The 25,004-nt window shown below is 71.1% G+C and carries 28 protein-coding genes and 4 tRNA genes; 8 read left to right on the forward strand and 24 right to left on the reverse strand.

Annotated features, from left to right (window positions below):
• Positions 1-23: 23 nt before the first annotated feature.
• Both secE and ACFW9Z_RS07565 read right to left on the reverse strand, forming a co-directional pair.
• Positions 24-311, reverse strand: coding sequence for a preprotein translocase subunit SecE (gene secE / locus ACFW9Z_RS07560; RefSeq protein ID WP_084748604.1), 288 nt, complete (start codon positions 309-311; stop codon positions 24-26).
• Positions 312-417: 106 nt separating this feature from the next.
• Positions 418-490: transfer RNA gene (locus tag ACFW9Z_RS07565), tRNA-Trp, on the reverse strand.
• 223 nt (positions 491-713) lie between these two features.
• Between ACFW9Z_RS07565 and ACFW9Z_RS07570 the strand changes: the two genes are divergently transcribed.
• The gene (locus ACFW9Z_RS07570; RefSeq protein ID WP_384635852.1) at positions 714-1,940 is read left to right on the forward strand and encodes a pyridoxal phosphate-dependent aminotransferase; all 1,227 of its coding nucleotides are present in this window, start codon (positions 714-716) and stop codon (positions 1,938-1,940) included.
• A 114-nt stretch (positions 1,941-2,054) separates the two neighbouring features.
• Positions 2,055-3,068: an adenosine deaminase gene (locus ACFW9Z_RS07575; RefSeq protein ID WP_384635855.1), complete on the forward strand. Its 1,014-nt coding sequence runs from the start codon at positions 2,055-2,057 to the stop codon at positions 3,066-3,068.
• Here ACFW9Z_RS07575 and ACFW9Z_RS07580 read toward each other — a convergent pair.
• The gene (locus ACFW9Z_RS07580; protein WP_384635858.1) at positions 3,061-3,651 is read right to left on the reverse strand and encodes a TetR/AcrR family transcriptional regulator; all 591 of its coding nucleotides are present in this window, start codon (positions 3,649-3,651) and stop codon (positions 3,061-3,063) included. The two genes, ACFW9Z_RS07575 and ACFW9Z_RS07580, sit on opposite strands and share 8 nt — an antisense overlap.
• 85 nt (positions 3,652-3,736) lie before the next feature.
• Here ACFW9Z_RS07580 and ACFW9Z_RS07585 point away from each other — a divergent pair, with 85 nt between their 5' ends.
• Complete coding sequence (locus ACFW9Z_RS07585) at positions 3,737-4,372, forward strand: NAD(P)-dependent oxidoreductase (protein ID WP_384635860.1); 636 nt, start codon at positions 3,737-3,739, stop codon at positions 4,370-4,372.
• Positions 4,373-4,424: 52 nt separating this feature from the next.
• On the opposite strand, the gene ACFW9Z_RS07590 is transcribed toward ACFW9Z_RS07585, so the two are convergent.
• The 6 genes from ACFW9Z_RS07590 to ACFW9Z_RS07615 all read right to left on the reverse strand — a co-directional run bounded on the left by ACFW9Z_RS07590 (position 4,425) and on the right by ACFW9Z_RS07615 (position 7,108).
• Positions 4,425-5,480, reverse strand: coding sequence for a UDP-N-acetylmuramate dehydrogenase (locus ACFW9Z_RS07590; protein ID WP_384635863.1), 1,056 nt, complete (start codon positions 5,478-5,480; stop codon positions 4,425-4,427).
• A gap of 187 nt (positions 5,481-5,667) precedes the next feature.
• Complete coding sequence (locus tag ACFW9Z_RS07595; RefSeq protein ID WP_384635866.1) at positions 5,668-6,096, reverse strand: MaoC family dehydratase; 429 nt, start codon at positions 6,094-6,096, stop codon at positions 5,668-5,670.
• Entirely contained in the window at positions 6,096-6,548 is a 453-nt protein-coding gene (locus ACFW9Z_RS07600) for a MaoC family dehydratase N-terminal domain-containing protein (RefSeq protein ID WP_384635869.1), read from the reverse strand. The genes ACFW9Z_RS07595 and ACFW9Z_RS07600 overlap by 1 nt, the downstream gene beginning before the upstream one ends.
• A 116-nt stretch (positions 6,549-6,664) precedes the next feature.
• Positions 6,665-6,829, reverse strand: a complete 165-nt coding sequence (rpmG, locus tag ACFW9Z_RS07605) for a 50S ribosomal protein L33 (RefSeq protein ID WP_003956487.1) — start codon at positions 6,827-6,829, stop codon at positions 6,665-6,667.
• An 88-nt stretch (positions 6,830-6,917) separates the two neighbouring features.
• Positions 6,918-6,990, reverse strand: a tRNA-Met gene (locus tag ACFW9Z_RS07610).
• Positions 6,991-7,035: 45 nt separating this feature from the next.
• A tRNA-Thr gene (locus ACFW9Z_RS07615) sits at positions 7,036-7,108 on the reverse strand.
• A gap of 255 nt (positions 7,109-7,363) precedes the next feature.
• On the opposite strand from ACFW9Z_RS07615, the gene ACFW9Z_RS07620 reads away from it, so the two are divergent.
• Both ACFW9Z_RS07620 and ACFW9Z_RS07625 read left to right on the forward strand, forming a co-directional pair.
• Positions 7,364-8,656 carry an amidohydrolase family protein gene (locus ACFW9Z_RS07620; protein WP_384635871.1) on the forward strand — a complete coding sequence of 431 codons (1,293 nt, stop codon included), beginning with the start codon at positions 7,364-7,366 and terminating at the stop codon, positions 8,654-8,656.
• A 34-nt stretch (positions 8,657-8,690) separates the two neighbouring features.
• Positions 8,691-9,347, forward strand: a complete 657-nt coding sequence (locus ACFW9Z_RS07625) for an SDR family oxidoreductase (RefSeq protein WP_384635874.1) — start codon at positions 8,691-8,693, stop codon at positions 9,345-9,347.
• Positions 9,348-9,435: 88 nt separating this feature from the next.
• Here ACFW9Z_RS07625 and ACFW9Z_RS07630 read toward each other — a convergent pair.
• Positions 9,436-9,517, reverse strand: a tRNA-Tyr gene (locus ACFW9Z_RS07630).
• A gap of 167 nt (positions 9,518-9,684) precedes the next feature.
• Between ACFW9Z_RS07630 and ACFW9Z_RS07635 the strand changes: the two genes are divergently transcribed.
• From ACFW9Z_RS07635 to ACFW9Z_RS07645, 3 genes are all read left to right on the forward strand, one after another.
• The gene (locus ACFW9Z_RS07635; protein WP_384635877.1) at positions 9,685-10,173 is read left to right on the forward strand and encodes a YajQ family cyclic di-GMP-binding protein; all 489 of its coding nucleotides are present in this window, start codon (positions 9,685-9,687) and stop codon (positions 10,171-10,173) included.
• Positions 10,174-10,409: 236 nt separating this feature from the next.
• A complete protein-coding gene (locus tag ACFW9Z_RS07640; protein ID WP_384635880.1) occupies positions 10,410-10,928 on the forward strand; it encodes a methylated-DNA--[protein]-cysteine S-methyltransferase in 519 nt (172 codons plus the stop codon).
• 94 nt (positions 10,929-11,022) lie between these two features.
• Positions 11,023-11,625 carry an alpha-ketoglutarate-dependent dioxygenase AlkB family protein gene (locus ACFW9Z_RS07645; RefSeq protein WP_384635883.1) on the forward strand — a complete coding sequence of 201 codons (603 nt, stop codon included), beginning with the start codon at positions 11,023-11,025 and terminating at the stop codon, positions 11,623-11,625.
• Positions 11,626-11,638: 13 nt separating this feature from the next.
• On the opposite strand, the gene ACFW9Z_RS07650 is transcribed toward ACFW9Z_RS07645, so the two are convergent.
• From ACFW9Z_RS07650 to ACFW9Z_RS07715, 14 genes are all read right to left on the reverse strand, one after another.
• On the reverse strand, positions 11,639-11,911 hold the full coding sequence (locus ACFW9Z_RS07650) for a GlsB/YeaQ/YmgE family stress response membrane protein (RefSeq protein ID WP_384635886.1): 273 nt from the start codon (positions 11,909-11,911) through the stop codon (positions 11,639-11,641).
• A gap of 199 nt (positions 11,912-12,110) precedes the next feature.
• Positions 12,111-12,503 (reverse strand): YccF domain-containing protein, encoded by a 393-nt coding sequence (locus ACFW9Z_RS07655; protein WP_384635889.1) that lies wholly within the window; start codon positions 12,501-12,503, stop codon positions 12,111-12,113.
• Complete coding sequence (gene htpX, locus ACFW9Z_RS07660) at positions 12,500-13,363, reverse strand: zinc metalloprotease HtpX (RefSeq protein ID WP_384635892.1); 864 nt, start codon at positions 13,361-13,363, stop codon at positions 12,500-12,502. Before htpX ends, ACFW9Z_RS07655 begins: the two co-directional genes overlap by 4 nt.
• 242 nt (positions 13,364-13,605) lie before the next feature.
• Positions 13,606-14,061, reverse strand: coding sequence for a large conductance mechanosensitive channel protein MscL (mscL, locus tag ACFW9Z_RS07665; protein WP_384635894.1), 456 nt, complete (start codon positions 14,059-14,061; stop codon positions 13,606-13,608).
• A 114-nt stretch (positions 14,062-14,175) separates the two neighbouring features.
• The gene (locus ACFW9Z_RS07670; protein WP_384635897.1) at positions 14,176-15,786 is read right to left on the reverse strand and encodes an NADH-quinone oxidoreductase subunit N; all 1,611 of its coding nucleotides are present in this window, start codon (positions 15,784-15,786) and stop codon (positions 14,176-14,178) included.
• Positions 15,783-17,480, reverse strand: coding sequence for an NADH-quinone oxidoreductase subunit M (locus ACFW9Z_RS07675; protein ID WP_384635900.1), 1,698 nt, complete (start codon positions 17,478-17,480; stop codon positions 15,783-15,785). The genes ACFW9Z_RS07670 and ACFW9Z_RS07675 overlap by 4 nt, the downstream gene beginning before the upstream one ends.
• Positions 17,477-19,477 carry an NADH-quinone oxidoreductase subunit L gene (locus ACFW9Z_RS07680; RefSeq protein WP_384635903.1) on the reverse strand — a complete coding sequence of 667 codons (2,001 nt, stop codon included), beginning with the start codon at positions 19,475-19,477 and terminating at the stop codon, positions 17,477-17,479. Before ACFW9Z_RS07680 ends, ACFW9Z_RS07675 begins: the two co-directional genes overlap by 4 nt.
• A complete protein-coding gene (nuoK, locus tag ACFW9Z_RS07685; RefSeq protein WP_384635906.1) occupies positions 19,474-19,947 on the reverse strand; it encodes an NADH-quinone oxidoreductase subunit NuoK in 474 nt (157 codons plus the stop codon). Before nuoK ends, ACFW9Z_RS07680 begins: the two co-directional genes overlap by 4 nt.
• Complete coding sequence (locus ACFW9Z_RS07690) at positions 19,947-20,615, reverse strand: NADH-quinone oxidoreductase subunit J (protein ID WP_384635909.1); 669 nt, start codon at positions 20,613-20,615, stop codon at positions 19,947-19,949. Before ACFW9Z_RS07690 ends, nuoK begins: the two co-directional genes overlap by 1 nt.
• Positions 20,612-21,229, reverse strand: a complete 618-nt coding sequence (locus ACFW9Z_RS07695) for a NuoI/complex I 23 kDa subunit family protein (protein ID WP_384635912.1) — start codon at positions 21,227-21,229, stop codon at positions 20,612-20,614. Before ACFW9Z_RS07695 ends, ACFW9Z_RS07690 begins: the two co-directional genes overlap by 4 nt.
• A complete protein-coding gene (locus ACFW9Z_RS07700) occupies positions 21,229-22,197 on the reverse strand; it encodes an NADH-quinone oxidoreductase subunit H (RefSeq protein WP_384635915.1) in 969 nt (322 codons plus the stop codon). Before ACFW9Z_RS07700 ends, ACFW9Z_RS07695 begins: the two co-directional genes overlap by 1 nt.
• Complete coding sequence (locus ACFW9Z_RS07705) at positions 22,194-23,735, reverse strand: NADH-quinone oxidoreductase subunit C (protein WP_384635918.1); 1,542 nt, start codon at positions 23,733-23,735, stop codon at positions 22,194-22,196. The genes ACFW9Z_RS07700 and ACFW9Z_RS07705 overlap by 4 nt, the downstream gene beginning before the upstream one ends.
• Positions 23,732-24,442, reverse strand: coding sequence for an NADH-quinone oxidoreductase subunit B (locus tag ACFW9Z_RS07710; RefSeq protein ID WP_384635921.1), 711 nt, complete (start codon positions 24,440-24,442; stop codon positions 23,732-23,734). Before ACFW9Z_RS07710 ends, ACFW9Z_RS07705 begins: the two co-directional genes overlap by 4 nt.
• On the reverse strand, positions 24,433-24,882 hold the full coding sequence (locus tag ACFW9Z_RS07715; RefSeq protein WP_384635924.1) for an NADH-quinone oxidoreductase subunit A: 450 nt from the start codon (positions 24,880-24,882) through the stop codon (positions 24,433-24,435). Before ACFW9Z_RS07715 ends, ACFW9Z_RS07710 begins: the two co-directional genes overlap by 10 nt.
• Between the last annotated feature and the right edge of the window lie 122 nt (positions 24,883-25,004).

Below are 25,004 nucleotides of genomic sequence, written 5' to 3' on the forward strand. Positions count from 1 at the left end.
CCGGTCCGACGCCTTCCGCCGACTCAGCCGAAGACGTACTTGACGACTCGCGCGAACCCCATGTCGAGAACGGTAACGATACCGATCATCACGACGACGAACACGATCACGACGATGGTGTACGTCGTCAGCTGACTGCGAGTCGGCCAGACAACCTTACGGAGTTCGGCGACGATCTGGCGGTAGAACAGCGCGAGACGGCCCAGGGGACCCTTCTTGCCGCGCTTGCCGCCCTTCCGAGTCTTCTTCTTGGACTCGGGGGATTCGTCCTCAGCATCAGGCATGTCGATGGAGCCCACGGCGTCCGTCACGCTTCTCACCTGATTCCGGGTCGTGGCCGTGCCGCGCCCGGTGGAGCCGCACGGCTGTGCAATGAAGTACGTACATGCGCACACATCCTGGCGAAGGAGTGTGTAGCAGGGCCGGAGGGACTTGAACCCCCAACCGCTGGTTTTGGAGACCAGTGCTCTACCAATTGAGCTACGACCCTTTGTGGTTTCCACCAACCTACCGCATCTTCCCGGATGCCCGGATGTACATACGGTGCGGCTGGTGAAGGCCAACGACAGGTGAGTGTACGTGCTCAGCGCCGCTGCGTCGAACAGACAACTACCGACCGGTCCTGTCCGGTTCCCTTTCGGGTCCTGTCCGGGTCCCGTCCGGTCCCTGAAACGCGTGCGCCGACGGGTTTTCCGGTCTGCGAGCATGGGGCCATGAGCGCTGCAACTTCTCCGTCCGAGCGCCGGGTCTCCGCCCGCGTCGGTGCGATCTCCGAGTCCGCGACCCTCGCCGTCGATGCCAAGGCCAAGGCCCTCAAGGCCGCCGGCCGTCCGGTGATCGGCTTCGGCGCGGGCGAGCCCGACTTCCCGACCCCCGGCTACATCGTCGACGCCGCGGTCGAGGCCTGCCGCAACCCGAAGTACCACCGCTACACCCCGGCCGGCGGGCTCCCCGAGCTCAAGGCCGCCATCGCAGAGAAGACGCTGCGGGACTCCGGATACGAGGTCGACGCGAGCCAGATCCTGGTGACCAACGGCGGGAAGCAGGCCATCTATGAGGCCTTCGCCGCGATCCTCGACCCGGGCGACGAGGTCATCGTCCCCGCCCCGTACTGGACCACCTACCCCGAGTCGATCCGGCTCGCCGGCGGTGTCCCGGTCGAGGTCGTCGCCGACGAGACCACCGGCTACCGGGTCTCCGTCGAGCAGCTGGAGGCCGCGCGGACCGAGCGGACGAAGGTCGTCCTCTTCGTCTCGCCGTCCAACCCGACCGGCGCCGTCTACAGCGAGGCCGACGCGGAGGCGATCGGCCGCTGGGCCGTCGAGCACGGCCTGTGGGTCATGACGGACGAGATCTACGAGCACCTCGTCTACGGCGACGCGACCTTCACTTCGCTCCCGGCGATCGTGCCGGAGCTGCGCGACAAGTGCGTCGTCGTCAACGGCGTCGCCAAGACGTACGCGATGACCGGCTGGCGCGTGGGCTGGATCATCGGCCCGAAGGACGTCGTCAAGGCCGCGACCAACCTCCAGTCGCACGCCACCTCCAACGTCTCCAACGTCGCCCAGGTCGCCGCGCTCGCCGCGGTCTCCGGCCCGCTGGACGCCGTCGCGGAGATGCGCACCGCCTTCGACCGCCGCCGCAACCTCATCGTGCGGATGCTCAACGAGATCGACGGCGTGCTCTGCCCGGAGCCCGAGGGCGCGTTCTACGCCTACCCGTCGGTGAAGGGCCTGCTCGGCAAGGAGATCCGCGGCAAGCGCCCGGCCGACTCCGTGGAGCTCGCGGCCCTCATCCTGGACGAGGCCGAGGTGGCCGTCGTCCCGGGCGAGGCATTCGGCACCCCGGGCTACCTCCGCCTCTCCTACGCGCTGGGCGACGACGACCTCATCGAGGGCGTCTCCCGGCTCCAGAAGCTCCTGGGCGAGGCCAAGGCCTGAGAAGCCCGCGAATTGTGCCCCCGGCCGCCTCGGCCGGGGGTCTTTTCGTTCGAGGCCCACTCCAAAGAGGAAAGCGGCTTCCGCTCCGGCCCGCCCGTGCGGCAGGATCTTCAAATGGAGCGTGATGTACGTCTGTTGCCCAAGGCCCACCTGCACCTGCACTTCACCGGGTCGATGCGGCCCACCACCCTGCTCGAACTCGCCGACAAATACGGGGTCCACCTCCCCGACGCGCTGACCGGCGGCGAACCGCCGAAACTGCGGGCGACCGACGAGCGCGGCTGGTTCCGCTTCCAGCGGCTCTACGACATCGCCCGGTCCTGCCTGCGGTCCCCCGAGGACATCCACCGCCTGGTCCGCGAGAGCGCCCAGGAGGACGTCGCGGACGGTTCCGGCTGGCTGGAGATCCAGGTCGACCCCACCTCGTACGCCCCGCTGCTCGGCGGGCTGATCCCGGCGATCGAGATCATCCTGGACGCGGTGGACAGCGCCTCCAGGGACACCGGTCTGGGGATGCGCGTGGTGATCGCCGCCAACCGGATGAAGCACCCGCTGGACGCCCGGACCCTGGCGCGGCTGGCCGTGCGGTACGCGGACCGGGGCGTCGTCGGCTTCGGGCTCTCCAACGACGAGCGGCGCGGCATGGCCCGCGACTTCGACCGGGCCTTCGCCATCGCGCGGGAGGGCGGCCTGCTGGCGGCCCCGCACGGCGGGGAGCTCGCGGGCGCCTCCAGCGTGCGCGACTGCCTGGACGACCTGGACGCCTCGCGCATCGGCCACGGGGTGCGGGCGGCCGAGGACCCCCGGCTGCTGGCCCGGCTGGCCGAGCGGCAGGTGACCTGTGAGGTCTGCCCGTCCTCCAATGTGGCGCTCGGCGTCTACGAGAAGGCCGCGGACGTACCCCTGCGCACCTTGTTCGACGCGGGGGTGCCGATGGCGCTCGGCGCGGACGACCCACTGCTGTTCGGCTCGCGGCTCGCCGCGCAGTACGAGCTGGTCCGCCGCGACCACGGCTTCACCGACGCGGAGCTGGCCGAGCTGGCCCGCCAGTCGGTGCGCGGGTCGGCCGCCCCCGTCGACGTACGGGACAAGCTGCTGTCGGGGATCGACGACTGGCTGGCTAGCTGATTCCTGCGAGCAGGGTGCGGGCGAGGGAGGCGGCGAACTCCTCCAGCGGCTGCGGGGGCGTTCCGCCGGGGAGCGCGTCGTAGACGAAGGCCCGCTGGGCGCAGGCGCCGAGCAGCAGGGAGGCGGCCGCGTAGGTGTCGGCGTCCGCGCGGACCCGGCCCGCCCGCTGTTCGGCGCGGAGGTAGGCGTCGAGCCCCTGGATCGGCGTGTGGGGGCCGGTGCCGAGCTCGCGCAGGCCCTGTTCGTGGCGGCGCTTGAGCTGCGGTTCGGCGTACAGGGACGCGGCCATCGGGAACGTCTGCTCGTAGAAGAGCGCGGCCTGCCGGGCCACCTCGGTGAGGTTGGCCTCGACGTCGCCCTCCCCCGCGACCAGGTCGCCGAGCAGCCCCCCGAGCCTCGGCAGCCGCTCCTTCAGTACGGTCACGAAAAGCTCTTCCTTGCTGGGGAAGTACTTGTACAGCGCGGCCTCCGAGCAGTCGGCCGCCCGCGCGATCTCCTTGGTGGTGGTCCGGGCGAGGCCGATGGAGAGCATCAGCTCGTGGGCGGCGTCGACGATGCGGACGCGGGCCGGCTTCGGCTCCATGCGTACTCCCAAACGGCTTGACGGGTGGGTGAGCAGCCACCCACCCTAGAGGTGAGTGAACACTTACCCACCTGAGGAGGGGCAGATGCGGCTCACGGTGTTCGGAGCGACCGGAGGTGTCGGCCGGGAGATCGTGGGCCAGGCGCTCGCGGCGGGCCACGAGGTGACGGCCGTGGTCCGCGATCCGGCGAGGCTCCCCGGACCGCTCCACGCCGGGGCGCTGCACGCGGTCGTGCCGCTGGGCGACCCGGCGGCGGTGCGGGCGGCGGTGGCCGGTCGGGACGCGGTGCTCTCGGGGCTGGGTGCGCGCGGCCGGAGGACGGACGGGATCACCGAGCGGCTGACCGGGCGGATCATCGAGGCGATGGAGGCCGAGGGGACACGTCGGCTGCTGGTGGTGAGCGCGGCCCCGGTGGGACCCGTACCGGCCGGTGAGCCGCCGCTGGACCGGTTGGTCCGCAGGGTGGTCGGGGCGGTCTTCAGGGACGTGTACGCCGACCTCACACGGATGGAGGCGGCGCTGGCCCGCAGTGCGGCGGACTGGACCTCCGTACGTCCTCCGAAGCTGACGGACGGGCCGTGCACGGGCTCCTACCGCACGGCCCTGGGCTCAGCGCCGCGCAGCAGCCGGTCCATCTCCCGGGCCGATGTGGCGCACGCGATGCTGGGGCTGATCGACGACCCGGCGGCCGTGAAACAGGCCGTGGGCGTCGCCTACTGAGCGGGTCTTCGGTCGCCTGCTGAGTGGGTCCTCTTACAGGGCGACGCGTGCCCTACAGAGCGACGCCGACCGTCACCGGCTCGTTGACCAGGGTGACGCCGAAGGCCGCGTGGACCCCGGCGACGACCTCGCGGGCCAGGGCGAGCAGGTCCTCGGTGGTGGCCTCGCCCCGGTTGGTGAGGGCGAGGGTGTGCTTGGTGGAGATCCGGGCCGGTCCGCTGCCGTACCCCTTGGTGAAGCCCGCCCGGTCGATCAGCCAGGCCGCCGAGGTCTTGGTGCGGCCGTCCCCGGCGGGGAAGGCCGGGGGTGCCACGTCCGGGCCGAGGCGCTCGTGGACCCGGGCCAGGAAGTCCTCGTAGGCGGCCGCGTCCAGGATCGGGTTGGTGAAGAAGGACCCCGCCGACCAGGTGTCGTGGTCCTCCGGGTCCAGCACCATGCCCTTGCCTGCCCGCAGCTTCAGCACGGTCTCCCGGGCGGCGGAGGCGGCAACGCGCTCGCCCTGCCGCACACCCATGGCCCGGGCCGTCTCCGGGTACGCGAGGGGCGCGGAGAGACCGCCCGCCTCCTCCAGCTCGAAGCGGACGCGGAGCACCACGAAACGGTCGGGTTCCGCCTTGAAGCGGCTGTGCCGGTACGAGAAGGAGCACTCCGCGTTCGGAATGGTCACCGTCTCCCGGGTGTGCCGGTCGTAGGCGACGACCTCCGTGATGGTGGAGGACACCTCCTGCCCGTACGCCCCGACGTTCTGGATGGGTGTCGCGCCCGCGGAGCCGGGGATTCCGGCCAGGCACTCGATGCCCGCGAGACCCGCCTCGACGGTCCGGGCGACGGCGTCGGTCCACGTCTCACCGGCCGCGAGCTCCAGCGACGTACCGGAGAGGGTGAAGCCCTTGGTGGCGATGCGCAGCGCCGTGCCGTCGAAGCCCTTGTCGCCGATGACCAGGTTGGAGCCGCCGCCGATGACCAGCAGCGGGGTGCCGCTCGCGTCGGCCTCACGGACGGCGGCGACCACCTCCGCGTCGGTGGTGGCCGTCAGGAGCCGGGTGGCGGGGCCGCCGAGCCGGAAGGTGGTCAGGGGGGCGAGGGGGGCATCGTGGAGTTCCTGCACGGGACAAGGGTACGGTCCGCGCCCCCGCCGCTCGGGCGGGGCCACGGACCGTACAGCTTCCGCACGCTCCTCGGGCGAACCGGAGGACCGTACGGCTTCCGCGTGACCTTCAGGGGAAACGCAGGACCGTACGGCTTCCGCATGACCCTCAGGAGACCGCAGGGCCGATACGGCTTCCGCGTGGCCCTCAGGCGAGCCTGACGACGGCGCGGGACATCCCCAGCACCTTCTTGTCGTCGCACATGGCCACCAGGTCCACCCGGACCAGGTTGTCGTCCAGCTTGGCGGCGACCTTGCCGCTGACCTCGATCAGCGCGCCCTTGTCGTCGTCGGGCACCACGACCGGCTTGGTGAACCGGACCCCGTAGTCGACGACCGCGCCCGGGTCGCCGGCCCAGTCCGTGACCACCCGGATCGCCTCGGCCATGGTGAACATGCCGTGCGCGATCACATCCGGCAGCCCGACCTCGCGCGCGAACCTCTCGTTCCAATGGATCGGGTTGAAGTCGCCCGACGCACCCGCGTACCGCACGAGCGTCGCCCGGGTCACCGGGAACGACTGTGCGGGCAGCTCCGTGCCGACCTCGACCGACCCGTAAGAGACCTTCGCCGTCATCACGCCTCCTCGGCGGCGCGCGCCACCAGCTTCGTGAGTGCCGTGACCACCAGCTCACCGGCCTCGTCGTGCACGTCCCCGCGGATGTCCACGATGTCGTTGCCCGCCAGGGACTTGATGGTCTCGATCGTGGAGGTGACCGTCAGCCGGTCCCCCGCCCGTACGGGACGCACGTAGGAGAACTTCTGGTCGCCGTGGACGACCCGGCTGTAGTCCAGGCCCAGCTGGGGGTCCTGCACCACCTCGCCGGCGGCCCGGTAGGTGATCGAGAAGACGAACGTGGGCGGCGCGATCACATCGGCATGGCCGAGTGCGCGGGCCGCCTCCGCATCGACGTACGCCGGATGGGTGTCACCCACCGCCTCGGCGAACTCGCGGATCTTCTCCCGGCCGACCTCGTACGCGGGAGTGGGCGGATAGGTCCGCCCCACGAAGGACTGGTCGAGCGCCATGAGCTCGCTACCTCCTGATGGAAAGACGAATAAGGGCGCACCCCTGTTGCGGGGGCGACCCCATACAACGACACGAGGCCGCCCCCAGTGGGGGCGGCCTCGTGTACGAGCCTGATTCAGCGCGTTTCGCGGTGCGCGGTGTGCGAGTTGCAGCGCGGGCAGTGCTTCTTCATCTCAAGACGGTCCGGGTTGTTACGCCGGTTCTTCTTGGTGATGTAGTTCCGCTCCTTGCACTCCACGCAGGCCAGCGTGATCTTCGGGCGGACGTCGGTGGCAGCCACGTGAGTGCTCCTTGGACGGACGATGGACGGATGAACGCATAAAAGAGTAGCCGATCGAAGGACCGACCCAACAATCGGCTACCGTTAGTAGCGGTGACCGGACTTGAACCGGTGACACAGCGATTATGAGCCGCTTGCTCTACCGACTGAGCTACACCGCTTTGATGATGAGTCCCCCCGCCGAAGCGGGGTTTCCCGATCACCAGAGCCCCAATGCGGAATCGAACCGCAGACCTTCTCCTTACCATGGAGACGCTCTACCGACTGAGCTATTGGGGCGAGCGAGGAAGACATTACACGCTCTCCGGCCGATCGCCCAAATCCGTTTGGGCACCGGGCTGCGGCCACCGGTCCCGGCCCGCCCACACCCCCTGATCAGGCCTTGATCCACCCTGCGCCGCCCTCCGGATCGGGCGCTCCCCCACGTCGGCGCAGGCGCACCGGTACGACTATTCCGCTCCTCCCGGAAGCCGCCCCGGCCCGCCCCTAGGCTCGACCCACTCCGTGTGATCTTGCACCCCTCCCAGGAGCGCGATGCCTGACAGCCAGCCGCGGCGGCCCGACGACAACGCGCCCGACAGCGCCGACGCGGCCACCACCGACGGCGCCCCCGCACTCGTCCTGAGCGGCGCCCGCCTCACCGACGGCCGCACCGTCGACGTACGCCTGAGCGGCAGCCGTATCGAGGCCGTCGGCACGGCGGGCAGCCTCACCACCCGCGGGCCCCGCATCGACCTGCGCGGCTACCTCCTGCTCCCCGCACCGGCCGAGCCGCACGCCCACAGCGACAGCGCCCTGACCGCCGACAGCGCCGGGCCCGACGGCCCGGGGCCCGCCTCCCACCGCACCGAGGACGTCCAGCGCCGCGCCACCGAGGCCGCCCTCCTCCAGCTCGGCCACGGCGCCACCTCGCTGCGCGCCCACGTCCGCATCGGCGACGTACGGGGGCTGGCCGCGCTGGAGGCCGTCCTCCAGACCCGGCGGGCCCTGCGCGGCCTCGCCGACCTGACCGCCGTCGCCGTCCCCCGCCTGCTGACCGGGGTCGCCGGGGCCGACAACCTCGCCATGCTCCGCGACGCCGTGAAGATGGGCGCCGCCGTCGTCGGCGGCTGCCCCGACCTGGACCCCGACCCCACCGGCTACACCGCGGCCGTCCTGGAGGTCGCCGCCGAGCACGGCTGCCCCGTCGACCTGCACACCGACGGCGACGACCCCACCCGGCTCGCCCGGCTCGCCGCCATGGCCGGCGGGCTGCGCCCCGGCGTCACCATCGGGCCCTGCGCCGGCCTCGCCCACCTCCCCCTGGACACGGCGGCCCGCGCCGCCGACCGGCTCGCCGCCGCCGGCATCACCGTCGTCTGCCTCCCCCAGGGCGGCTGTGCGGGCTCCGAACGCCGTACGACCGCCCCCGTACGCCTCCTGCGCTCCGCGGGCGTACGCGTGGCGGCAGGCAGCGGCGCACTGCGCGACACGGCCAACCCGGTGGGCCGCGGCGACCCGCTGGAGGCCGCGTACCTCCTCGCCTCGCAGCACGGCCTGCGCGCCGAACACGCCTACGCCATGGTCTCCACCACCGCCCGGGCCGCCCTCGGCCTGCCCGACGTCCGCGTGGAGGCGGGCTTCCCCGCCGAACTCCTCGCCGTACGCGGTGAACGGCTCCCCGCAGTGCTCTCCCTCGCCTACAGCCGGATCGTCGTCCACCGCGGCCGGGTCGTCGCCCGCACCAGCGCCGTACGCGAGTACTGCGACTCCGACCCCGACACCGCCGCCGGCCCCGACCTCCCGCGCCAGGGGCGACCCGACTCCGGTGCCGGGCCGGGGAGCTGAGCGTTCGGTGGCCGCCGGGCGTACGGTCGGAGGTATGCGCATTGTCATCGCAGGTGGACACGGTCAGATCGCACAGCGGCTGGAGCGCCTGCTCGCCGCACGCGGGGATGAAGCCGTCGGGATCATCCGCAACCCCCAACAGAGCCAGGAACTCACCGACATCGGCGCCGAACCCGCCGTACTGGACCTCGAATCGGCCTCCGTCGAGGAGACCGCCGAGGTGCTGCGCGGCGCCGACGCGGCCGTCTTCGCAGCGGGCGCCGGACCGAACAGCGGCACCGCCCGCAAGGACACCGTCGACCGGGGCGCCGCCGTCCTGTTCGCCGACGCGGCCCAAGCGGCAGGCGTACGCCGGTACATCGTCATCTCCTCCATGGGCGCCGACCCCGACCACCCCGGCGACGAGGTGTTCGACGTCTATCTGAGGGCGAAGGGCGCGGCGGACGCCGACGTACGCTCCCGGTCCGCGCTCGACTGGACGATCCTGCGCCCCGGGATGCTCACCGACGACGCGGGCAACGGACAGGTGCTGCTCGCCGCGAAGACAGGCCGCGGCCCGGTCCCGCGCGACGACGTGGCGGCGACGATCCTGGAGCTGCTGGACACCCCGGCGACGGCGGGCCTGACCCTTGAGCTGATCTCGGGGAACGTGCCGGTCACGGTGGCCGTGAAGGACATCGCGGGCAACTGATATCGCGGGTGGCTGAGGGCGGCGCGCACGAGGCTGCGGGAACGAGGAAGCCCCCGACCGGAAGAACCGGTCGGGGGCTTCGTTCGCGTGGCGGCGCCAGGGTTCGAACCTGGGTAGGCTGAGCCGGCAGATTTACAGTCTGCTCCCTTTGGCCACTCGGGCACACCGCCTCGGGCGACGCGTCGGATCTCCACTGGTGAGCTCCTTGGCGACGACGTAAACAATACCCGATGGCCAGGGGTGCTCCGCCACCTCATTGATCAGCAGCCGGAGGGTGCGGCGGTGGCTAGGCTTTGCGCTGTATCCCACGCACATTCGACGCAAGGAGCCACACGTCATGGCCGACTCCAGTTTCGACATCGTCTCGAAGGTCGAGCGGCAGGAGGTCGACAACGCCCTCAACCAGGCCGCCAAGGAGATCTCCCAGCGTTACGACTTCAAGGGCACGGGCGCCTCGATCTCGTGGTCCGGCGAGAAGATCCTGATGGAGGCGAACGGCGAGGAGCGGGTCAAGGCGATCCTCGACATCTTCCAGTCCAAGCTGATCAAGCGGGGCATCTCGCTGAAGTCGCTGGACGCCGGCGAGCCGCAGCTCTCGGGCAAGGAGTACAAGATCTTCGCGACGATCGAGGAAGGCATCTCCCAGGAGAACGCCAAGAAGGTCGCGAAGATCATCCGTGATGAGGGCCCCAAGGGCGTCAAGGCCCAGGTCCAGGGTGACGAGCTGCGGGTCAGCTCGAAGAGCCGGGACGACCTTCAGGCCGTGCAGGCGCTGCTGAAGGAGAAGGACCTCGACTTCGCCATCCAGTTCGTGAACTACCGGTAGTTCACGAACCACTGGTTGGTTCACGAATCACCGGTAGGACGGTTCGTGAACCAGTAGGACAATTGGTGAGCGGACCAGGGGCACTTCGTCGGGGCCGGCCTCGACGACGTGCCTCTTCGCGTTTCGGGGGCATGACCCCTGCCACCCGGGGCGCGGTGTCCGAAAACCGCCAGCCGGGGGTGCGGGGCGCGGAGCAGACTGGCCGTGGGTTCTTCGATGGAGGGAAGTGAGCGGTCGTGACGACGGTGTACACACGGGTGGCGAGTCCGCTGGGCGAGTTGCTGCTGGTGGGCGAGTCGGACGGTACGGCCGAAGGGCTGCGGCTGGTGTCGCTGTCGGTGCCCGGGCAGAAGGGCGGCGCGGCCGTCCAGGACGGGTGGCTCCGGGCGCCCGAGCTGTTCGCGGGGGTCGTGGCACAGGTGGAGGCGTACTTCGCGGGGCGGTCGACGCGGTTCGACGTGGCGTTCGCGGAGGGTGTGGGTACGGAGTTCCAGCGGCGCGTCTGGAAGGTGCTGGAGTCGATCCCGTACGGGGAGACCCTGTCGTACGGGGAGGTCGCCGCGCGGGTGGGGGCCTCGGGCGCGGGGGTACGGGCGGTGGGTACGGCGATCGGGCGCAACCCCTTGCTGGTCGTACGGCCGTGCCACCGGGTGATCGGCGCGGACGGGGCGCTGCGGGGGTACGCGGGTGGGCTGGAGCGCAAGGAGTTGCTGCTGGGGCTGGAGGGGGCGGCGTGTGTGAGCGCCGACCGCTGAGGGTGGTGTGACGGTGGTGTCGCGTGGGGTTCCGGCTGCTTCGGGCGGGCTGTTCCCGCGGCCCCGTCAGGTCGTGGCGCCGGGTGCCGTGCACATGCCGGAGTGGCTCCCGGTGGAGCGTCGGCGGGAGTTGGTGACGGCGTGCCGGGAGTGGGCGCGGGGGCCGGTTCCGCTGCGGCACACCGTGTTGCCGGGTGGCGGGGTGATGTCCGTACGGACGGTGTGCCTGGGGTGGCACTGGCAGCCGTACCGGTACACCCGTACCGCCGACGATGTGAACGGCGCCCGGGTGGCCGCCCTGCCGCAGTGGCTGGTGGCGCTGGGGCGGGCGGCGGTGGCGGAGGCGTACGAGGACGAGGGTGCGGCGGAGGCGTTCGCTCCGGACACCGCGCTGATCAACTTCTACGACGAAGCGGCGCGGATGGGCATGCACCAGGACAAGGAGGAGCGGTCGGGCGCTCCTGTGGTGTCACTGAGCATCGGGGCGACGTGCGTGTTCCGCTTCGGGAACCCGGAGAGTCGCGGGCAGCCTTACACGGACGTGGAGTTGGTCTCCGGCGACCTCTTCGTCTTCGGGGGCCCGTCGCGCTTCGCGTTCCACGGGGTGCCGAAGGTGTACCCCGGATCGGCCGACCCGGCCGCGGGGATGCGGGCGGGCCGACTGAATCTGACGTTGCGGGAGACCGGGCTGAGTTGAGCCCCGGGGGCGGTCAGCGGCGTTCGCGGGAGTTGCCGAAGAGCAGTCGGTAGAGGATCAGCAGGACCAGGGAGCCGGCGATGGCAGCGATCCAGGTCGCGGTGTCGTAGAAGTCGTTGCTGATGGGGCGGTCGAGGAACTGGCTGGAGAGCCAGCCTCCGACGAAGGCACCGGCGATGCCTATGAGGGTGGTCCCGAAGATGCCGCCCGGGTCACGGCCCGGGAGCAGGACCTTGGCGATGACTCCGGCGACCAGCCCGAGAATGATCCAACTGATGATGCCCATGTGGCTCTACCTACCCCTTGCTCGGTTACGGAATCCAAGACGCCGGGGGTGGGGGGATCGGTTGCGCGGACCGTCCGACGGCGGGGCAGAACGGGCAGGTCGGAGGCAGATCAGAGGTAGATCGGACGGCCAGGCCAGGCGGTCCGGCCAGGCGGTCTGGTCGGGCGGCCAGGCCCGGCGGTCCGGTCGGGCCGTCCGGTCAGCGGGCGGCGAAGGGCTGGTCCGTGGGGACGATCTCCTTGCCGAAGGGCAGGAGGGAGACGGGGATCAGCTTGAAGTTGGCGATGCCCAGGGGGATGCCGATGATCGTGATGCAGAGGGCGATACCGGTGGTGATGTGGCCGAGGGCGAGCCACCATCCGGCGAGGACCAGCCAGAGGACGTTGCCGACGCAGGAGGGCGATCCGGCGTCCCTGCGGTCGACGACGGTGTAGCCGAAGGGCCAGAGGGCGTAGATCCCGATCCTGAAGGCGGCGAGGCCGAACGGGATGCCGATGATGGTGATGCAGAGGACGACGCCTGCGAGGAGGTAACCGAGGAACATCCAGAAGCCGCACAGGACGAGCCAGATGACGTTCAGGATGGTTTTCATGGGCGATGACCTGCCATCTGTTCCAGTCGGGCGATGCGCTCCGCCATCGGTGGGTGGGTGGAGAACATCTTGGCCATTCCCTGGCCGGGGCGGAAGGGGTTCGCGATCATCATGTGGCTCGCGGTCTCGATCCTGGGTTCCGGGGGCAGCGGGAGCTGTTTCGTTCCTGCTTCCAGTTTGCGCAGGGCACTGGCGAGGGCAAGTGGGTCCCCGGTCAACTGGGCCCCGGAGGCGTCGGCCTCGTACTCGCGGGAGCGGCTGACGGCGAGCTGGATGACGGAGGCGGCGAGCGGGCCCAGGATCATGATCAGGAGCATGCCCAGGAGGCCGGGGCCCTCGTCGTCGTTGGAGCGGCCGATGGGGATGAGCCAGGCGAAGTTGACCAGGAACATGACGACGGAGGCGAGGGCTCCGGCGACGGAGGAGATGAGGATGTCCCGGTTGTAGACGTGGCTCAGCTCATGGCCCAGGACGCCGCGCAGCTCCCGCTCGTCGAGGATCTGGAGGATGCCCTCGGTGCAGCAGACGGCCGCGTTGCGCGGGTTGCGGCCGGTAGCGAAGGCGTTGGGCGCCTGGGTGGGCGAGATGTAGAGCCGGGGCATCGGCTGACGGGCCGCGGTGGAGAGCTCCCGGACGATCCGGTAGAGCTGGGGCGCCTCGAATTCGCTGACGGGGCGGGCCCGCATGGCCCGCAGGGCCAGCTTGTCGCTGTTCCAGTAGGCGTAGGCGTTGGTACCCAAGGCCACGACGAGCGCGATGACAAGACCCGTACGTCCGAAGAAGCTGCCGATGATGATGATGAGGGCGGAGAGGCCCCCGAGGAGTACGGCGGTTTTCAGCCCGTTGTGCCGGCGGTGCACGGTACGCCCTCCAAGTGGTGCGGCAGGGGAACCCTTTGCATGGTGGTGCTCCACTCCCCCAGTGGAGCCTCCCGTACTGGTCAACGCCAGGCGAGGAGAGCTAGTTCCCTTGTGCGTGCGGCTGGAGGGCGGGGCCGCTCCGGCGTGATCCGGCCGGTTCGGGCTCCTGGCCCGTACGGCGGGGCACTGGGCCGTACGGGTGCCGGGGGCGGGCGTGCGTCAGCGCCGGACGGGCAGCCGGCTCAGCGCTGGACGGGCAGCTTGGCGAGGGAGAGGGCCTCGGGTTCGGGCTCGACCTCGCTGGTGCAGTGGCCGCAGCGGGAGGCGATGGCCGGGATCGAGCTGTAGCAGCGCGGGCAGTCGCGGAGGGCGGCCTTGATGTCGACCTCCTCCTCCTTGGCGAAGCGGTTCTGCACCTTGGTCATGGGGACGACGACGCAGAAGTAGAGGACCGCGGCGGTGATGAGGAAGGCGATGGCGGCCGCGAGGAACTTTCCGTACGGGAAGATCGCGCCCTCGACGGTGAACTCCGCCGTGCTGAAGTCGCCGACCGAACCGGTGGCGAGGCCGATCAGCGGGGTGATGAAGGCGGTGCTGAAGCCGGTGACCACGGCGGTGAAGGCGGCTCCCACGGCGAGGCCGATCGCCATCGAGATGACGTTCCCACGCAGGATGAAGTCCTTGAACCCGTTCAGCACTGCTCTCTCCTCTATGGATTTCGTACGTCTTCGTCGTGTACGGGACGTATGCAGCCAAGACCTTGCCCTGTGGCGGCCGCCCCGGGCAAACCGATCTTTCGCTCCCGGGGAGCGTCAGAAGAGGTTGACGGCGGCGAAGCGCAGGATGAGCTGGGGAGCACCTGAAAGAAGGATGCCGCCAACGGTGGTGAGGACGATCACCGTGGTCAGCGGGGCCGGGACCCGGAATCCGTGGGGCGGTTCGGAGGCCGGTGTTCCGGTGGCCGTCTCCGTGGCTTCCGGGCTCCTGAAGAGGATCGCGGTCCACTGAAGGTAGTAGTAGAGAGCGATCACCACGTTGACGGCCATGACGACGGCGAGCCAGCCGAGACCCGCGTCGACGGCCGCCGAGAAGACGGTGACCTTCGCGAAGAGCCCGATGATGCCCGGCGGCAGTCCGGCCAGGCAGAGCAGGAAGAAGCCGAGCGCGAGGGCGGCGAGGGGCCGGGTCGCGTACAGGCCCCGGTAGTCGGCGATGCGGTTGCCCGGCCTCGTACGGGCCACGAGGGCCGCGACGGCGAAGGCGCCGAGGTTCACGACGGCGTACATGAGGGCGTACGCGACGGTGGAGCCGATCCGCTCGTCGCCGGAGTACGCGGCGGCGGCGATCGGGACGAGGAGATAGCCGGCCTGGGCGACGGAGGACCAGGCGAGGAGCCGGACGGCGCTGCGGGCCCGGTCGGCCCTCTGGCGGATGGCCGCGACGTTGCCGACGGTCATGGTGAGGGCGGCCAGGACGGCGACTGCGGGCCCCCAGACGTCGGCATAGGAAGGGAACGCGATGACCGTCACGAGGATGAGGCCGGAGAAGCCGACGGTCTTGCCGACCACGGAGAGGTAGGCGGCGATCGGCAGGGGCGCGCCCACGTAGGTGTCGGGTACCCAGAAGTGGAAGGGTGCCGCGGCGGTCTTGAAGGCGAAGCCCACGAGAGTGAGGACGACGCCGGTCCTGGCCAGGGTGTCGAGCGCCGGGGGGACGTCGTCCAGGCGGGCGGCGATCTCGGTGAGGTGCAGGGTGCCCGTGGTCGCGTAGACGAAGCTGACGCCGAGGAGCATGACGGCGGTGGCGACCACGGAGGAGAGGAAGAACTTGAGCGCGGCTTCGGAGGAGCGCCGGTTGCCGCGCACGATGCCCACGAGAGCGAAGGCGGGCAGCGAGGCGACTTCGAGGGCGACGACGAGGGTGGCGAGGTCCCGGGAGGCGGGCAGGAGGGCCGCGCCCGCCGTGGAGGCGAGCAGCAGGAACCAGTACTCGCCCGCCGGGAGCTTCCGTGTGTCGCCGAGGGAGAGCAGCACGGTGAGGAACGCCCCGCCGAGGACGAGGGCCTGGATGACCAGGGTGAAGTGGTCGGCGGTGTAGCTGCACGCCTGGGTGCCGGTGGTGACGCAGAAGGTGGAGCGGTCTCCGGCGCGGAGCGGGACGAGGAGGGCGAGGGCCCCGGCGAGCGCGGTGAGGGTTCCGTAGCCGAGGAGCTTCTTGCGGTGCTCGGGGAGGAAGAGGTCGGCGACGAGGACGAGCAGGGCGGCCAGCGCGGTGAGGGTGGGGGGCGCGATGGCGAGCCAGTCGATGGTCTGGACGACGCTGGGGGCGGTGTCGGCCGCTGTGGTGAGGGCTCTCGGGACTGCCCCGGTGGCGAGGACGTCCTGGGCCGCCCCGGTGGTGGCGCTGCTGAGGTCCGCGGTCACGACTTGCCTCCTGCGAGGAGCTTCTGCACGGCCGGGTCGGTGAGGCCGAGGAGGACGGCGGGCCAGAGGCCGGCGAGGACGGTGAGGGCGACGAGCGGGGTCCAGGTGGCGGCTTCGTACGCCTGGATGTCGGCGAGCCTCGGCGGGCTTCCGGCGGCCGCGGACGGCTGGGGAGCGTCCTTCAGCCGGGGGACATCCGTCGGCTGCGGGGCATCCGTCGGCTGAGAGGTGTCCGTCGGCTGCGTATCGGGCGAGAGCTGGGAGTGGGGCGTGTGCTCGCCCATGCAGACGCGGCGCACCACGATGAGCATGTACGCGGCGGTGAGCAGGGTGCCGAACGCCCCGATGGCCATGAAGGTGCGGAACGCGGGGCGGCTGAGGCCTTCGGCGGGGCTGTAGGCGCCGAACAAGGTGAGCATCTCGCCCCAGAACCCGGCGAGTCCGGGCAGCCCGAGCGAGGCGACGGCGGCGAAGGCGAGCAGGGCGCCGAGGCGGGGGGCGCGGCCGTAGAGGGCGGCCCCGGTGGCACCGGCGAGGGTGTCCAGGTCGGCGGTGCCGTAACGGTCCTTGACAGCGCCGACCAGGAAGAACAGCAGGCCGGTGATGAGGCCGTGGGCGATGTTGGCGAAGAGCGCGCCGTTGACTCCGGTGGGGGTCATGGTGGCGATGCCGAGGAGGACGAAGCCCATGTGGCCGACGGAGGAGTACGCGATGAGCCGCTTGAGGTCGCCCTTGGCGCCGGTCCGGGCGAGGGCCAGGCAGGCGAGCGACCCGTAGACGATGCCGACGACGGCGAACGCGGCGAGGTAGGGGGCGAAGGTCCGCATGCCGTCGGGGGCGATGGGGAGCAGGATCCGGACGAATCCGTACGTTCCCATCTTCAGCAGGACGCCCGCCAGGAGCACCGAGCCGACGGTGGGCGCGGCGGTGTGGGCGGCGGGGAGCCAGCTGTGCAGGGGCCACATCGGGGTCTTCACGGCGAGCCCGATGCCGATCGCGAGAACGGCGATGACCTGCACGGATGCGGTGAGGCCCCGGCCGTTGTCAGTGGCGAGTGCCACCATGTCGAAGGTGCCGCTCTTCAGCCCGATGAGGAGCAGGCCCAGCAGCATGACGACCGAGCCGAGCAGTGTGTAGAGGATGAACTTCCAGGCGGCCGCCTGCCGCTGGTCACCGCCCCACCGGGCGATGAGGAAGTACATCGGGATGAGGACCATCTCGAAGGCCAGGAAGAAGAGCAGCAGGTCGAGGACGGCGAAGGTGGCGAGGGTGCCGGATTCCAGGACGAGGACGAGGGCGGTGAAGGCCTTCGGGGAGGGGCCCGCAGGAGGCTTGAAGTAGCTGTACAGGGCGCAGAGGAAGGTCAGCAGCGCGGTCAGCAGGAGGAGGGGGAGCGAGATGCCGTCGATGCCGAGGTGGATGCGGACGTCGAGTGCCGGGATCCAGCTGATATCGGTGGTCGCCTGCATCGTGGCGGGGTGGTCGTGGTCGAAGCCGACGGCCAGGACGATCGCGGCGATGAGGACGGCGCCGGTCACGGTCACGCCGTGGCGGAGCACGGCCTGGTCGGGGTTCTTCCCCTTGAGCCCGGGCGGGGCGGGGAGCAGCGCCGCGACGGCGCCGAGGAGCGGGGCGACGACGATGAACGCGAGAAGGAACTGCATCACGGACGGGCTGATATCGATCACGGTCACGACCCCGCGTTGACGTTGGCGAAGACGACGGCGGCGATCACCAGGACCAGGGAGCCGGCGAGCAGGACGCTGAGGTAGGTCTGCACGTTCCCGGTCTGGGCGCGGCGTACAGCGGTTCCGAGAAGGCGTGTGACGGCGCCCGATCCGTCGACGTAGGTGTCGATGACCGTGCGGTCCAGGAAGCGCACGAGGCGGGCGGCCTGCTGGACGGGCCGGACGAACAGCGTCGTGTACAGGGCGTCCAGGTGGAAGCCGGTGACCGCGTGACGGTGGAGCGGGCCCAGCAGGAGGCGTCCGGGGTCGGCCGGGTCGGCGGCATCCGCGACGGTGCCGTAGGCGGCGGTGTGGGACGTCATGGCCTCGGCTTCGACGAGGGCGGGTTCGGCGCCGGGGTGGGCGGCGACGGCACCGATGGGGGTGCGGGCGGCGAGCACCGTGGTGTGGCGCCACGCTCCGTAGGTGACGAGGCCGCCGACGAGGCCGATGCCGGTGGAGAGGACGGCGGTGGTGAGGGAGGGGGTGAGGGCATGCCCGTCGAACCAGTCGCCGATCACTCCGGCGGTGAGTCCGAAGGCCATGGTGGGGACGGCCAGGACCCAGAGGACGGAGGTCATGGCGAGGGGCTGCCTGCCGTGGTCGGGGAGTTCGGCGCCGCGCCCCCGGAAGGCGAGGAGCCAGAGGCGGGTGGCGTAGGCGGCGGTGAGGGCGGCGGCGAGGAGTCCGGCGATCAGGATCGTCCAGCCCGCGGCGGCGGGGGCGACGCTCCGGTCCCCCAGGGCGGTGTGCTCGGCGGCGACGAGGACGGCTTCCTTGGAGAAGAAGCCGGCGAACGGCGGGATGGCGGCGAGCGCGAGGAGGGCGACGGTCATCGTCCAGAAGGCGTCGGGAACGCGGCGCGCGAGGCCGCCCATACGGGACATGGCGGCGAGTGAGTTGGTGCCGGCGGCGTGGATGACGACGCCGGCCGCGAGGAAGAGGACGGCTTTGAACGCACCGTGCGAGATGAGGTGGAAGACGGCGGCACCACGGTCACCGACGGCCAGGGCGCCGGACATGTAGCCGAGCTGACCGATGGTCGAGTAGGCGAGGACCCGCTTGATGTCGTCCTGGGCGAGGGCGGCGAGTCCGGAGCCGATCATCGTGACGGCCGCCATCACGGCGAGGACGGTGAGAGCCGCGCCGGAGGCGGCGAAGACGGGCAGCAGCCGGGCCACGAAGTAGATCCCGGCGGCGACCATCGTGGCGGCGTGGATGAGCGCGGAGACGGGGGTGGGACCGGCCATCGCGTCGGGCAGCCAGGTGTGCAGGGGGAACTGGGCGGACTTCCCGGCGACGCCCGCGAGGAGCAGCAGGGCGATGAGGGTGGGGTGGTCCAGGCCGCCGTTGGTGACGGCCGCCAGGATCTTGGTGATCCGGAAGCTGCCGGTGTCGGCGGCCAGGGCGAACAGACCGATCAGGAAGGGGACATCGCCGAGCTTGGTGACGAGGAAGGCCTTCAGGGAGGCCGCGCGGGCTTCGGGCGTCTCCCAGTAGTGGCCGACGAGGAAGTACGAGCAGATGCCCATGATCTCCCAGCCGACCAGGAGCACCATCAGGTCGCCGGAGTAGACGACGAGCAGCATCGCGGAGGTGAAGAGGGAGACCAGGGCCGCGTAGGAGGGGTAGCGGGCGTCGTCGCGGAGGTAGGCCGTCGAGTAGAGCTGTACGCAGGTGGCGACGAGCCCGACGAGGACGGCGACCAGGACCGCGAAGCCGTCCAGGTGCAGGGCCAGGTCGATGGGGACGGACCCGGTGGGGGTGAGCTGGGTCGCGGCGTCGATGGCGCGCCCGCCGCCCTGCCGGACGGCGACGATCACGGCGAGTACGGCGGCGGTGAGCGTCGGCAGGATCGCCAGGGGGCGGACGAAGCCGGGGGCGGTGCGGCCGAGCGCGAGTCCGGCGACGGCACCGAGGAAGGGGAGGAGCGGGACGAGGGCGGCGAGGGTCGTCGTGGTCACGAGGTGGCCTCTGCGTTCGTGGTGTGCCCTGCCTTGGTGTTCCCTGCTGTGGCGTCCCCTGCTGTGGCATTCCCTGCCGTTGCGGGGTGGCCGTCGGTCCCGGCGTCGGTAGTACCGGCGGCGTCACCGGTCTCGGCGGCGTCACTGGTCTCGGCGGCGTCGGCGGTCTCGGCGGCGTCGCGGAGCCGGTCGATGGCAGAGGAGCCGCGGTTGCGGTAGACGGCGAGGACGATCGCGAGGCCGATGCCGATCTCGGCGGCGGCGATGGCGATGGTGAACAGGGTGAGGGCCTGGCCGGAGTGGAGGGTGTCGCGGAGCCAGACGTCGAAGGCGACGAGGTTGAGGTTGACGGCGTTGAGCATCAGCTCGACGGACATCAGGACCAGGATCGCGTTGCGCCGGGCGAGGACACCGTAGAGGCCGGTGCAGAAGAGGAGGGCGGCGAGTACGGCGGGATAGGCGAGGTGCATCAGCGCCGCTCCCCCTTCTTGTCGCCTCGGGCGACCGGGTCCGGAGCCGGGGCGGGGTCCGGGTCCTGGTTCGGGGCGGGCCGGACCGCGGTGTCCGTGTCGTGCTTGCGGGACAGCACGATCGCGCCGACGAGGGCGGCGAGCAGCAGGACGGAGAGCGCCTCGAAGGGGAGGACCCAGTTCCGGAAGAGAAAGGCTCCGGTGACGGCGGTGGAGCCCTGGGCCGGTCCTTCGAGGTCGATCCAGGTGGTGCGGAAGGCGTCCACGACGACCCAGACGAGTGCGGCCGCCGAGGCGAGGGCCACACCGAGGGCGACCCACCGATTGCCCGAATCGGCGTCCGGGGAGCGGCCGATGGGGGCCCGGGTGAGCATCAGGCCGAAGAGGAGGAGGACGACGACGGAACCGACGTAGATCAGTACCTGCACCCAGGCGATGAACTCAGCGGTGAGCAGGAGGTATTCCACGGCCAGTCCGCCGAGCGCCACGACGAGCCAGAGGGCGGCGTGCACCAGTTGTCTGGTGGTGACCGTGATGACGGCGGCGCCGAGGGTGGCGAGGCCGACCAGGACGAACGCGATCTCGACGCCGGTCGGGGAGAGGAAGCCGGGGTGGCCGGTGGTGGCTGTGGCCGCGGCGAGCAGGGAGGGGGCGGTGGGGAGCGTCACGGGGTTCCTCCCTCCTCGTTCTGCTGGGCCTGCTGGGCCTGCTCAGCGTGTTGGGCCTGCTGCGCCGCCTGCTGGGCTTGCTCCGCCGCCTGCTGGGTGGCGAGTTTGTCCGCCGTCTTGCGGGCTGCGGCGATCTCCTTCGGCTCCTCCGCGCCCGGGTCGAGCGCGGGCGGCTCCGGCACGGTCCACATCCACTCGCGGAGCTTGTCCCGCTCGTGGGTGAGCTCGTGGATGTCCGTCTCCGCGTACTCGAACTCGGGCGACCAGAAGAGGGCGTCGAAGGGACAGACCTCGATGCAGATACCGCAGTACATGCAGAGGGAGAAGTCGATGGCGAACCGGTCGAGGACGTTGCGGCTGCGCTCGCGTCCGCCGGGGGCGGCGGGCGGCACCGTCTCCTTGTGGGAGTCGATGTAGATGCACCAGTCGGGGCACTCACGGGCGCAGAGCATGCAGACCGTGCAGTTCTCCTCGAACAGCCCGATGACACCGCGGGAGCGGGGCGGGAGTTCGGGCTGGGTGTCCGGGTACTGCGCGGTGACGGTCTTCCTCGTCATCGTACGGAGGGTGACGGCGAGGCCCTTGGCCAGGCCGGATCCGGGGATCGGGGGCATCAGTTGATCGCCACCTTCACGATGCCGGTGAGCGCGATCTGCGCGAGGGCGAGGGGTACGAGGGTGGTCCAGGCAAGCTTCTGCAACTGGTCCTCACGCAGACGCGGGTAGCTGACGCGCAGCCAGATGACGACGAACGCGAGGAGGGCGGTCTTGAGGAGGGTCCAGAGCCAGCCGAGCCCGTCGGCGCCGAACGGGCCGTGCCAGCCGCCCAGGAAGAGGACGGTGGTCAGGGCGCAGAGGATGACGATGCCCGCGTACTCGGCAAGAAGGAACAGGGCGAAGCGCAGCCCCGTGTACTCGGTGTACGCGCCGAAGATGATCTCGGAGTCGGCGACCGGGGCGTCGAAGGGCGGACGCTGGAGTTCGGCGAGGCCCGCGACGAAGAAGACCAGGGCTCCGACGATCTGCCAGGGCAGCCACCACCACTCGAAGGCGTCGAGGATGCCGATGAGCGAGACCGTGCCCGCCGCCATGGCCACGGAGGCGGCGGCGAGGAGCATCGGGAGTTCGTAGGAGAGGAGCTGGGCGGCGGTGCGCAGGCCGCCGAGCAGGGAGAACTTGTTGGCCGAGGCCCAGCCCGCCATGAGCGAGCCGAGTACGCCGATGCCCATCACGGCCAGCACGAAGAAGATGCCCGCGTCGATGACCTGGCCCACGGCACCGTCGCCGGGGCCGATGGGGATGGCCACGAGGACGAGGAGGTACGGGAGGAGGGCGACGGCGGGGGCGAGCTGGAAGACGCGGCGGTCGGCGGCGGCCGGAACCACGTCCTCCTTCTGCGCGAACTTCACGCCGTCCGCGACGAGCTGGGCCCAGCCGTGGAAGCCGCCCGCGTACATGGGGCCCAGGCGGCCCTGCATGTGGGCCATCACCTTGTGCTCGGTCTGGCCCACGAGGAGGGGGGCGACCAGGAACACGACGAAGATGATGGCCAGGCGGAGGGCGACGTCGGACACGTCGTTCACTCGGTATCGCCTCCGGCGGGGTGGGGCTTGTCGGGGGTGTCGGGGTCGGGCCCGGCGCTGTCGGGGTCGGGGTCGGGCTTCTCGGGGTCGGCCTTGTCGGGCTCGCGGTCGGGCTTCTCAGGTTCGGGCTTCTCAGGGGCGGGGGCGGGGGCGCCGCTGCGCGGGGCTTCTCCCCTACCCGCCCCTTCCCGAACCGGGGGCTCTGCCCCCGGACCCCCGCTCCTCAAACGCCGGAGGGGCTGGGAGGAAGCGTCCCCGCTCGCCGAAGGCGGGACGGGCTGAGAAGCGGCGTCATCGGTCGCCGAGGCGCGAGGGGACTGAGGAGCGGCATCGTCGCTCGCCGGGGCCCGGCCGGGCTGAGACGAGGCGTCCGGGTCGTCGAAAGCCGGTTGAGCATCGTGCCAGGGGGCGTCCGTGCTGCGGACACGTTGGCTCGCCGAGCCGTCCGACGCGGAACGGGACCGGCGCGGCGGGCGCGGCGCGGAGGCCTCGGGGGCCCGGTCCCCCGAGGTCCCGGGCCCCGGACTCCGGGCCTCCGGCCCCTGCGCGCCCCGCTGGCTCGCCGAACCGCCGGACGCCGAACGGGAGCGGCGCGGGCGCGCGGCCGGGGGCGCCCCGGGCGGTACGTCGCCGGACGACACGCCTCCGGAAGGCGTAGCTCCTGGGGGCGTGGCCGCAGACGGAGGCGGTACGGGCTCCGATGGAGCGGGCGTCGGCGCGGGCTCGGGGGCTCCGGGTGCAGGGCTCCCGGGCGCGGACTCAGGAGCTCCGTGCGCGGCCTCGGGAACCCCGGGCGCGGAAGCCCCGGGCGCCGGGCTCCCGGGCGGTTCCGGCTGCGGGCGTTGTGCTGCCGAGCCCTCGCTCGCCGAGCGGGTGCGGCGGGGCGGGCGGTCGGCCGCCGGGCGGGCTGTGCGGGCCGGGCGGGCGGCGGCAGGAGGGAGCTGGCCCTTGAGGGGGCCCCACTCGTTCGGGTCGGGGACACCGGGCGGAAGCATCGTGCGGCGCTTGGGGCCGCCGTGTTCGGACTCGCCGGGCTCCTTCGCGCCGGGCCAGGCCTTGGCGACCCGGGCGGCCAGGACGAAGTCCTTGCGCAGCGGATGGCCCTCGAAGCCCTCGGGCAGCAGGAGCGGGGCGAGGCCGGGGTGGCCCTCGAAGGCGATGCCGAACATCTCGTACGTCTCACGCTCGTGCCAGGCCGCGCCCGCGTAGACGTCGATCGCGGTCGGCAGGACCGCCGCGTCGTGCGGGACGGTGGTGCGCAGCATGAGCCGGCGGACCGTGCCCCCGCCGAGAGCCGCCACGTGGGCGCAGACGCGGAAGCCCGTACCGGGCTCGTCCACGGCGCTGAGCCAGTCGAAGTAGCTGCAGCCCAGTTCGTCGCGGGCGGTCCGCAGGGCGGTGATCCAGGTGGTGGCGGGGACGTCGACGGTGAGCAGGTCGTAGGCCGACTCCGCCGTCGCGCCCTCGCCGAACAGCTCCGTGACGGCGTCCGGCAGCCGGTCGTACGGGTGGTGGTCCTGGTGCTGCCGCTCGCTCACCGCTGCTCCTCCCCCGGTTCCGTGCCCCGGGCTGCCTCCTGGGCCGTCTTCGGGGCAGCCGGCGCGGTGACCAGGCCGCTGCGCAGCGCCGCCGTGGAGGGGGCTCCCCCGGAGGGGGCGGTCGCGTAACGCTCCACCAGGGATTCGCGCGCGATCTTCTCCTGGAGCTTGAGAATGCCCTGGAGCAGTGCCTCGGGCCGGGGCGGGCACCCGGGTACGTACACATCGACGGGGATGATCTGGTCGACGCCCTTGGTGACGGAGTACGAGTCCCAGTAGGGGCCGCCGCAGTTGGAGCAGGCACCGAAGGAGACGACGTACTTCGGTTCGGGCATCTGCTCGTACAGGCGCTTCACCGCGGGCGCCATCTTGTCCGTCACCGTGCCGGAGACGATCATCAGGTCCGCCTGGCGGGGGCCGGGGGCGAAGGGGATCACGCCGAGGCGGATGAAGTCGTGGCGTGCCATGGAGGCGGCGATGAACTCGATCGCGCAGCAGGCGAGTCCGAAATTGAAGACCCAGAGGCTGTAGCGGCGGCCCCAGTTGAGGACGACCTTCATCGGTTCGGGCGCGAGCCGGGAGAGGATGCCGAGGCGCTTCGGCTCCGGGAGGAGCACCGGTTCCGGCGCGGCCGCCGTCCGCGCGTCGGCCGACGGTGTCGGCTCGGGGTGCTGCGCAGCAGGGGTCGGCCGGCTCGTCAGGCCCATGCGAGGACGCCCTTCTTCCATGCGTAGAGCAGTCCCACGGCGAGGAAGCCGAGGAAGATGAACATTTCCACCAGCGTGGTCGCGCCGTACCCGGGCGCGGCGAAGACCGTCGCCCACGGGAACAGGAAGATGGAGTCGACGGCGAAGATGACGTAAAGGAAGGCGTAGACGTAGTAGCGGACCTGGGTGTGAGCCCAGCCCTCGCCGACCGGGTCGACGCCGCACTCGTACGTGAGCAGCTTCTCCGGCGTCGGGACCACGGGCCGCAGGAGCCGTCCCGCCCCGAACGCGACGGCCACGAACAGGACGCCGATCAGCGCGAGCAGGCCGACCACCGAGTAGCTCTGGAAGTACTCGGAGGCGAGGGTGGTCTGGTGGTGGACCGGCACGTACGTCACGTGCGGCACTTCCGGCACGTACGCCACGTCCCTCACGTCCACCCCTTGTTCCTCGTCATCCGGTTGTAGCCCCGCACGTATCCGAGGCCCCTCTGTACGCACGGGAGTCTAGGCCCTGATAAACGCACAGTAAGCAGCCGCGTCGCGCGCAGGTGGGGTTATCC

The organism is Streptomyces sp. NPDC059452, from assembly GCF_042750035.1.
Classification (GTDB): domain Bacteria; phylum Actinomycetota; class Actinomycetes; order Streptomycetales; family Streptomycetaceae; genus Streptomyces.

Excerpts from the sequence above, each read along its gene's own strand:
- ACFW9Z_RS07570 (WP_384635852.1), top strand. The coding sequence starts at position 714 with ATGAGCGCTGCAACTTCTCCGTCCGAGCGCCGGGTCTCCGCCCGCGTC.
- ACFW9Z_RS07575 (WP_384635855.1), top strand. The coding sequence starts at position 2,055 with ATGGAGCGTGATGTACGTCTGTTGCCCAAGGCCCACCTGCACCTGCAC.
- ACFW9Z_RS07580 (WP_384635858.1), bottom strand. The coding sequence starts at position 3,651 with ATGGAGCCGAAGCCGGCCCGCGTCCGCATCGTCGACGCCGCCCACGAG.
- ACFW9Z_RS07585 (WP_384635860.1), top strand. The coding sequence starts at position 3,737 with ATGCGGCTCACGGTGTTCGGAGCGACCGGAGGTGTCGGCCGGGAGATC.
- ACFW9Z_RS07595 (WP_384635866.1), bottom strand. The coding sequence starts at position 6,096 with ATGACGGCGAAGGTCTCTTACGGGTCGGTCGAGGTCGGCACGGAGCTG.
- ACFW9Z_RS07600 (WP_384635869.1), bottom strand. The coding sequence starts at position 6,548 with ATGGCGCTCGACCAGTCCTTCGTGGGGCGGACCTATCCGCCCACTCCC.
- ACFW9Z_RS07620 (WP_384635871.1), top strand. The coding sequence starts at position 7,364 with ATGCCTGACAGCCAGCCGCGGCGGCCCGACGACAACGCGCCCGACAGC.
- ACFW9Z_RS07625 (WP_384635874.1), top strand. The coding sequence starts at position 8,691 with ATGCGCATTGTCATCGCAGGTGGACACGGTCAGATCGCACAGCGGCTG.
- ACFW9Z_RS07635 (WP_384635877.1), top strand. The coding sequence starts at position 9,685 with ATGGCCGACTCCAGTTTCGACATCGTCTCGAAGGTCGAGCGGCAGGAG.
- ACFW9Z_RS07645 (WP_384635883.1), top strand. The coding sequence starts at position 11,023 with ATGCCGGAGTGGCTCCCGGTGGAGCGTCGGCGGGAGTTGGTGACGGCG.
- ACFW9Z_RS07650 (WP_384635886.1), bottom strand. The coding sequence starts at position 11,911 with ATGGGCATCATCAGTTGGATCATTCTCGGGCTGGTCGCCGGAGTCATC.
- ACFW9Z_RS07655 (WP_384635889.1), bottom strand. The coding sequence starts at position 12,503 with ATGAAAACCATCCTGAACGTCATCTGGCTCGTCCTGTGCGGCTTCTGG.
- nuoK (WP_384635906.1), bottom strand. The coding sequence starts at position 19,947 with ATGCACCTCGCCTATCCCGCCGTACTCGCCGCCCTCCTCTTCTGCACC.
- ACFW9Z_RS07695 (WP_384635912.1), bottom strand. The coding sequence starts at position 21,229 with ATGCCCCCGATCCCCGGATCCGGCCTGGCCAAGGGCCTCGCCGTCACC.
- ACFW9Z_RS07710 (WP_384635921.1), bottom strand. The coding sequence starts at position 24,442 with ATGGGCCTGACGAGCCGGCCGACCCCTGCTGCGCAGCACCCCGAGCCG.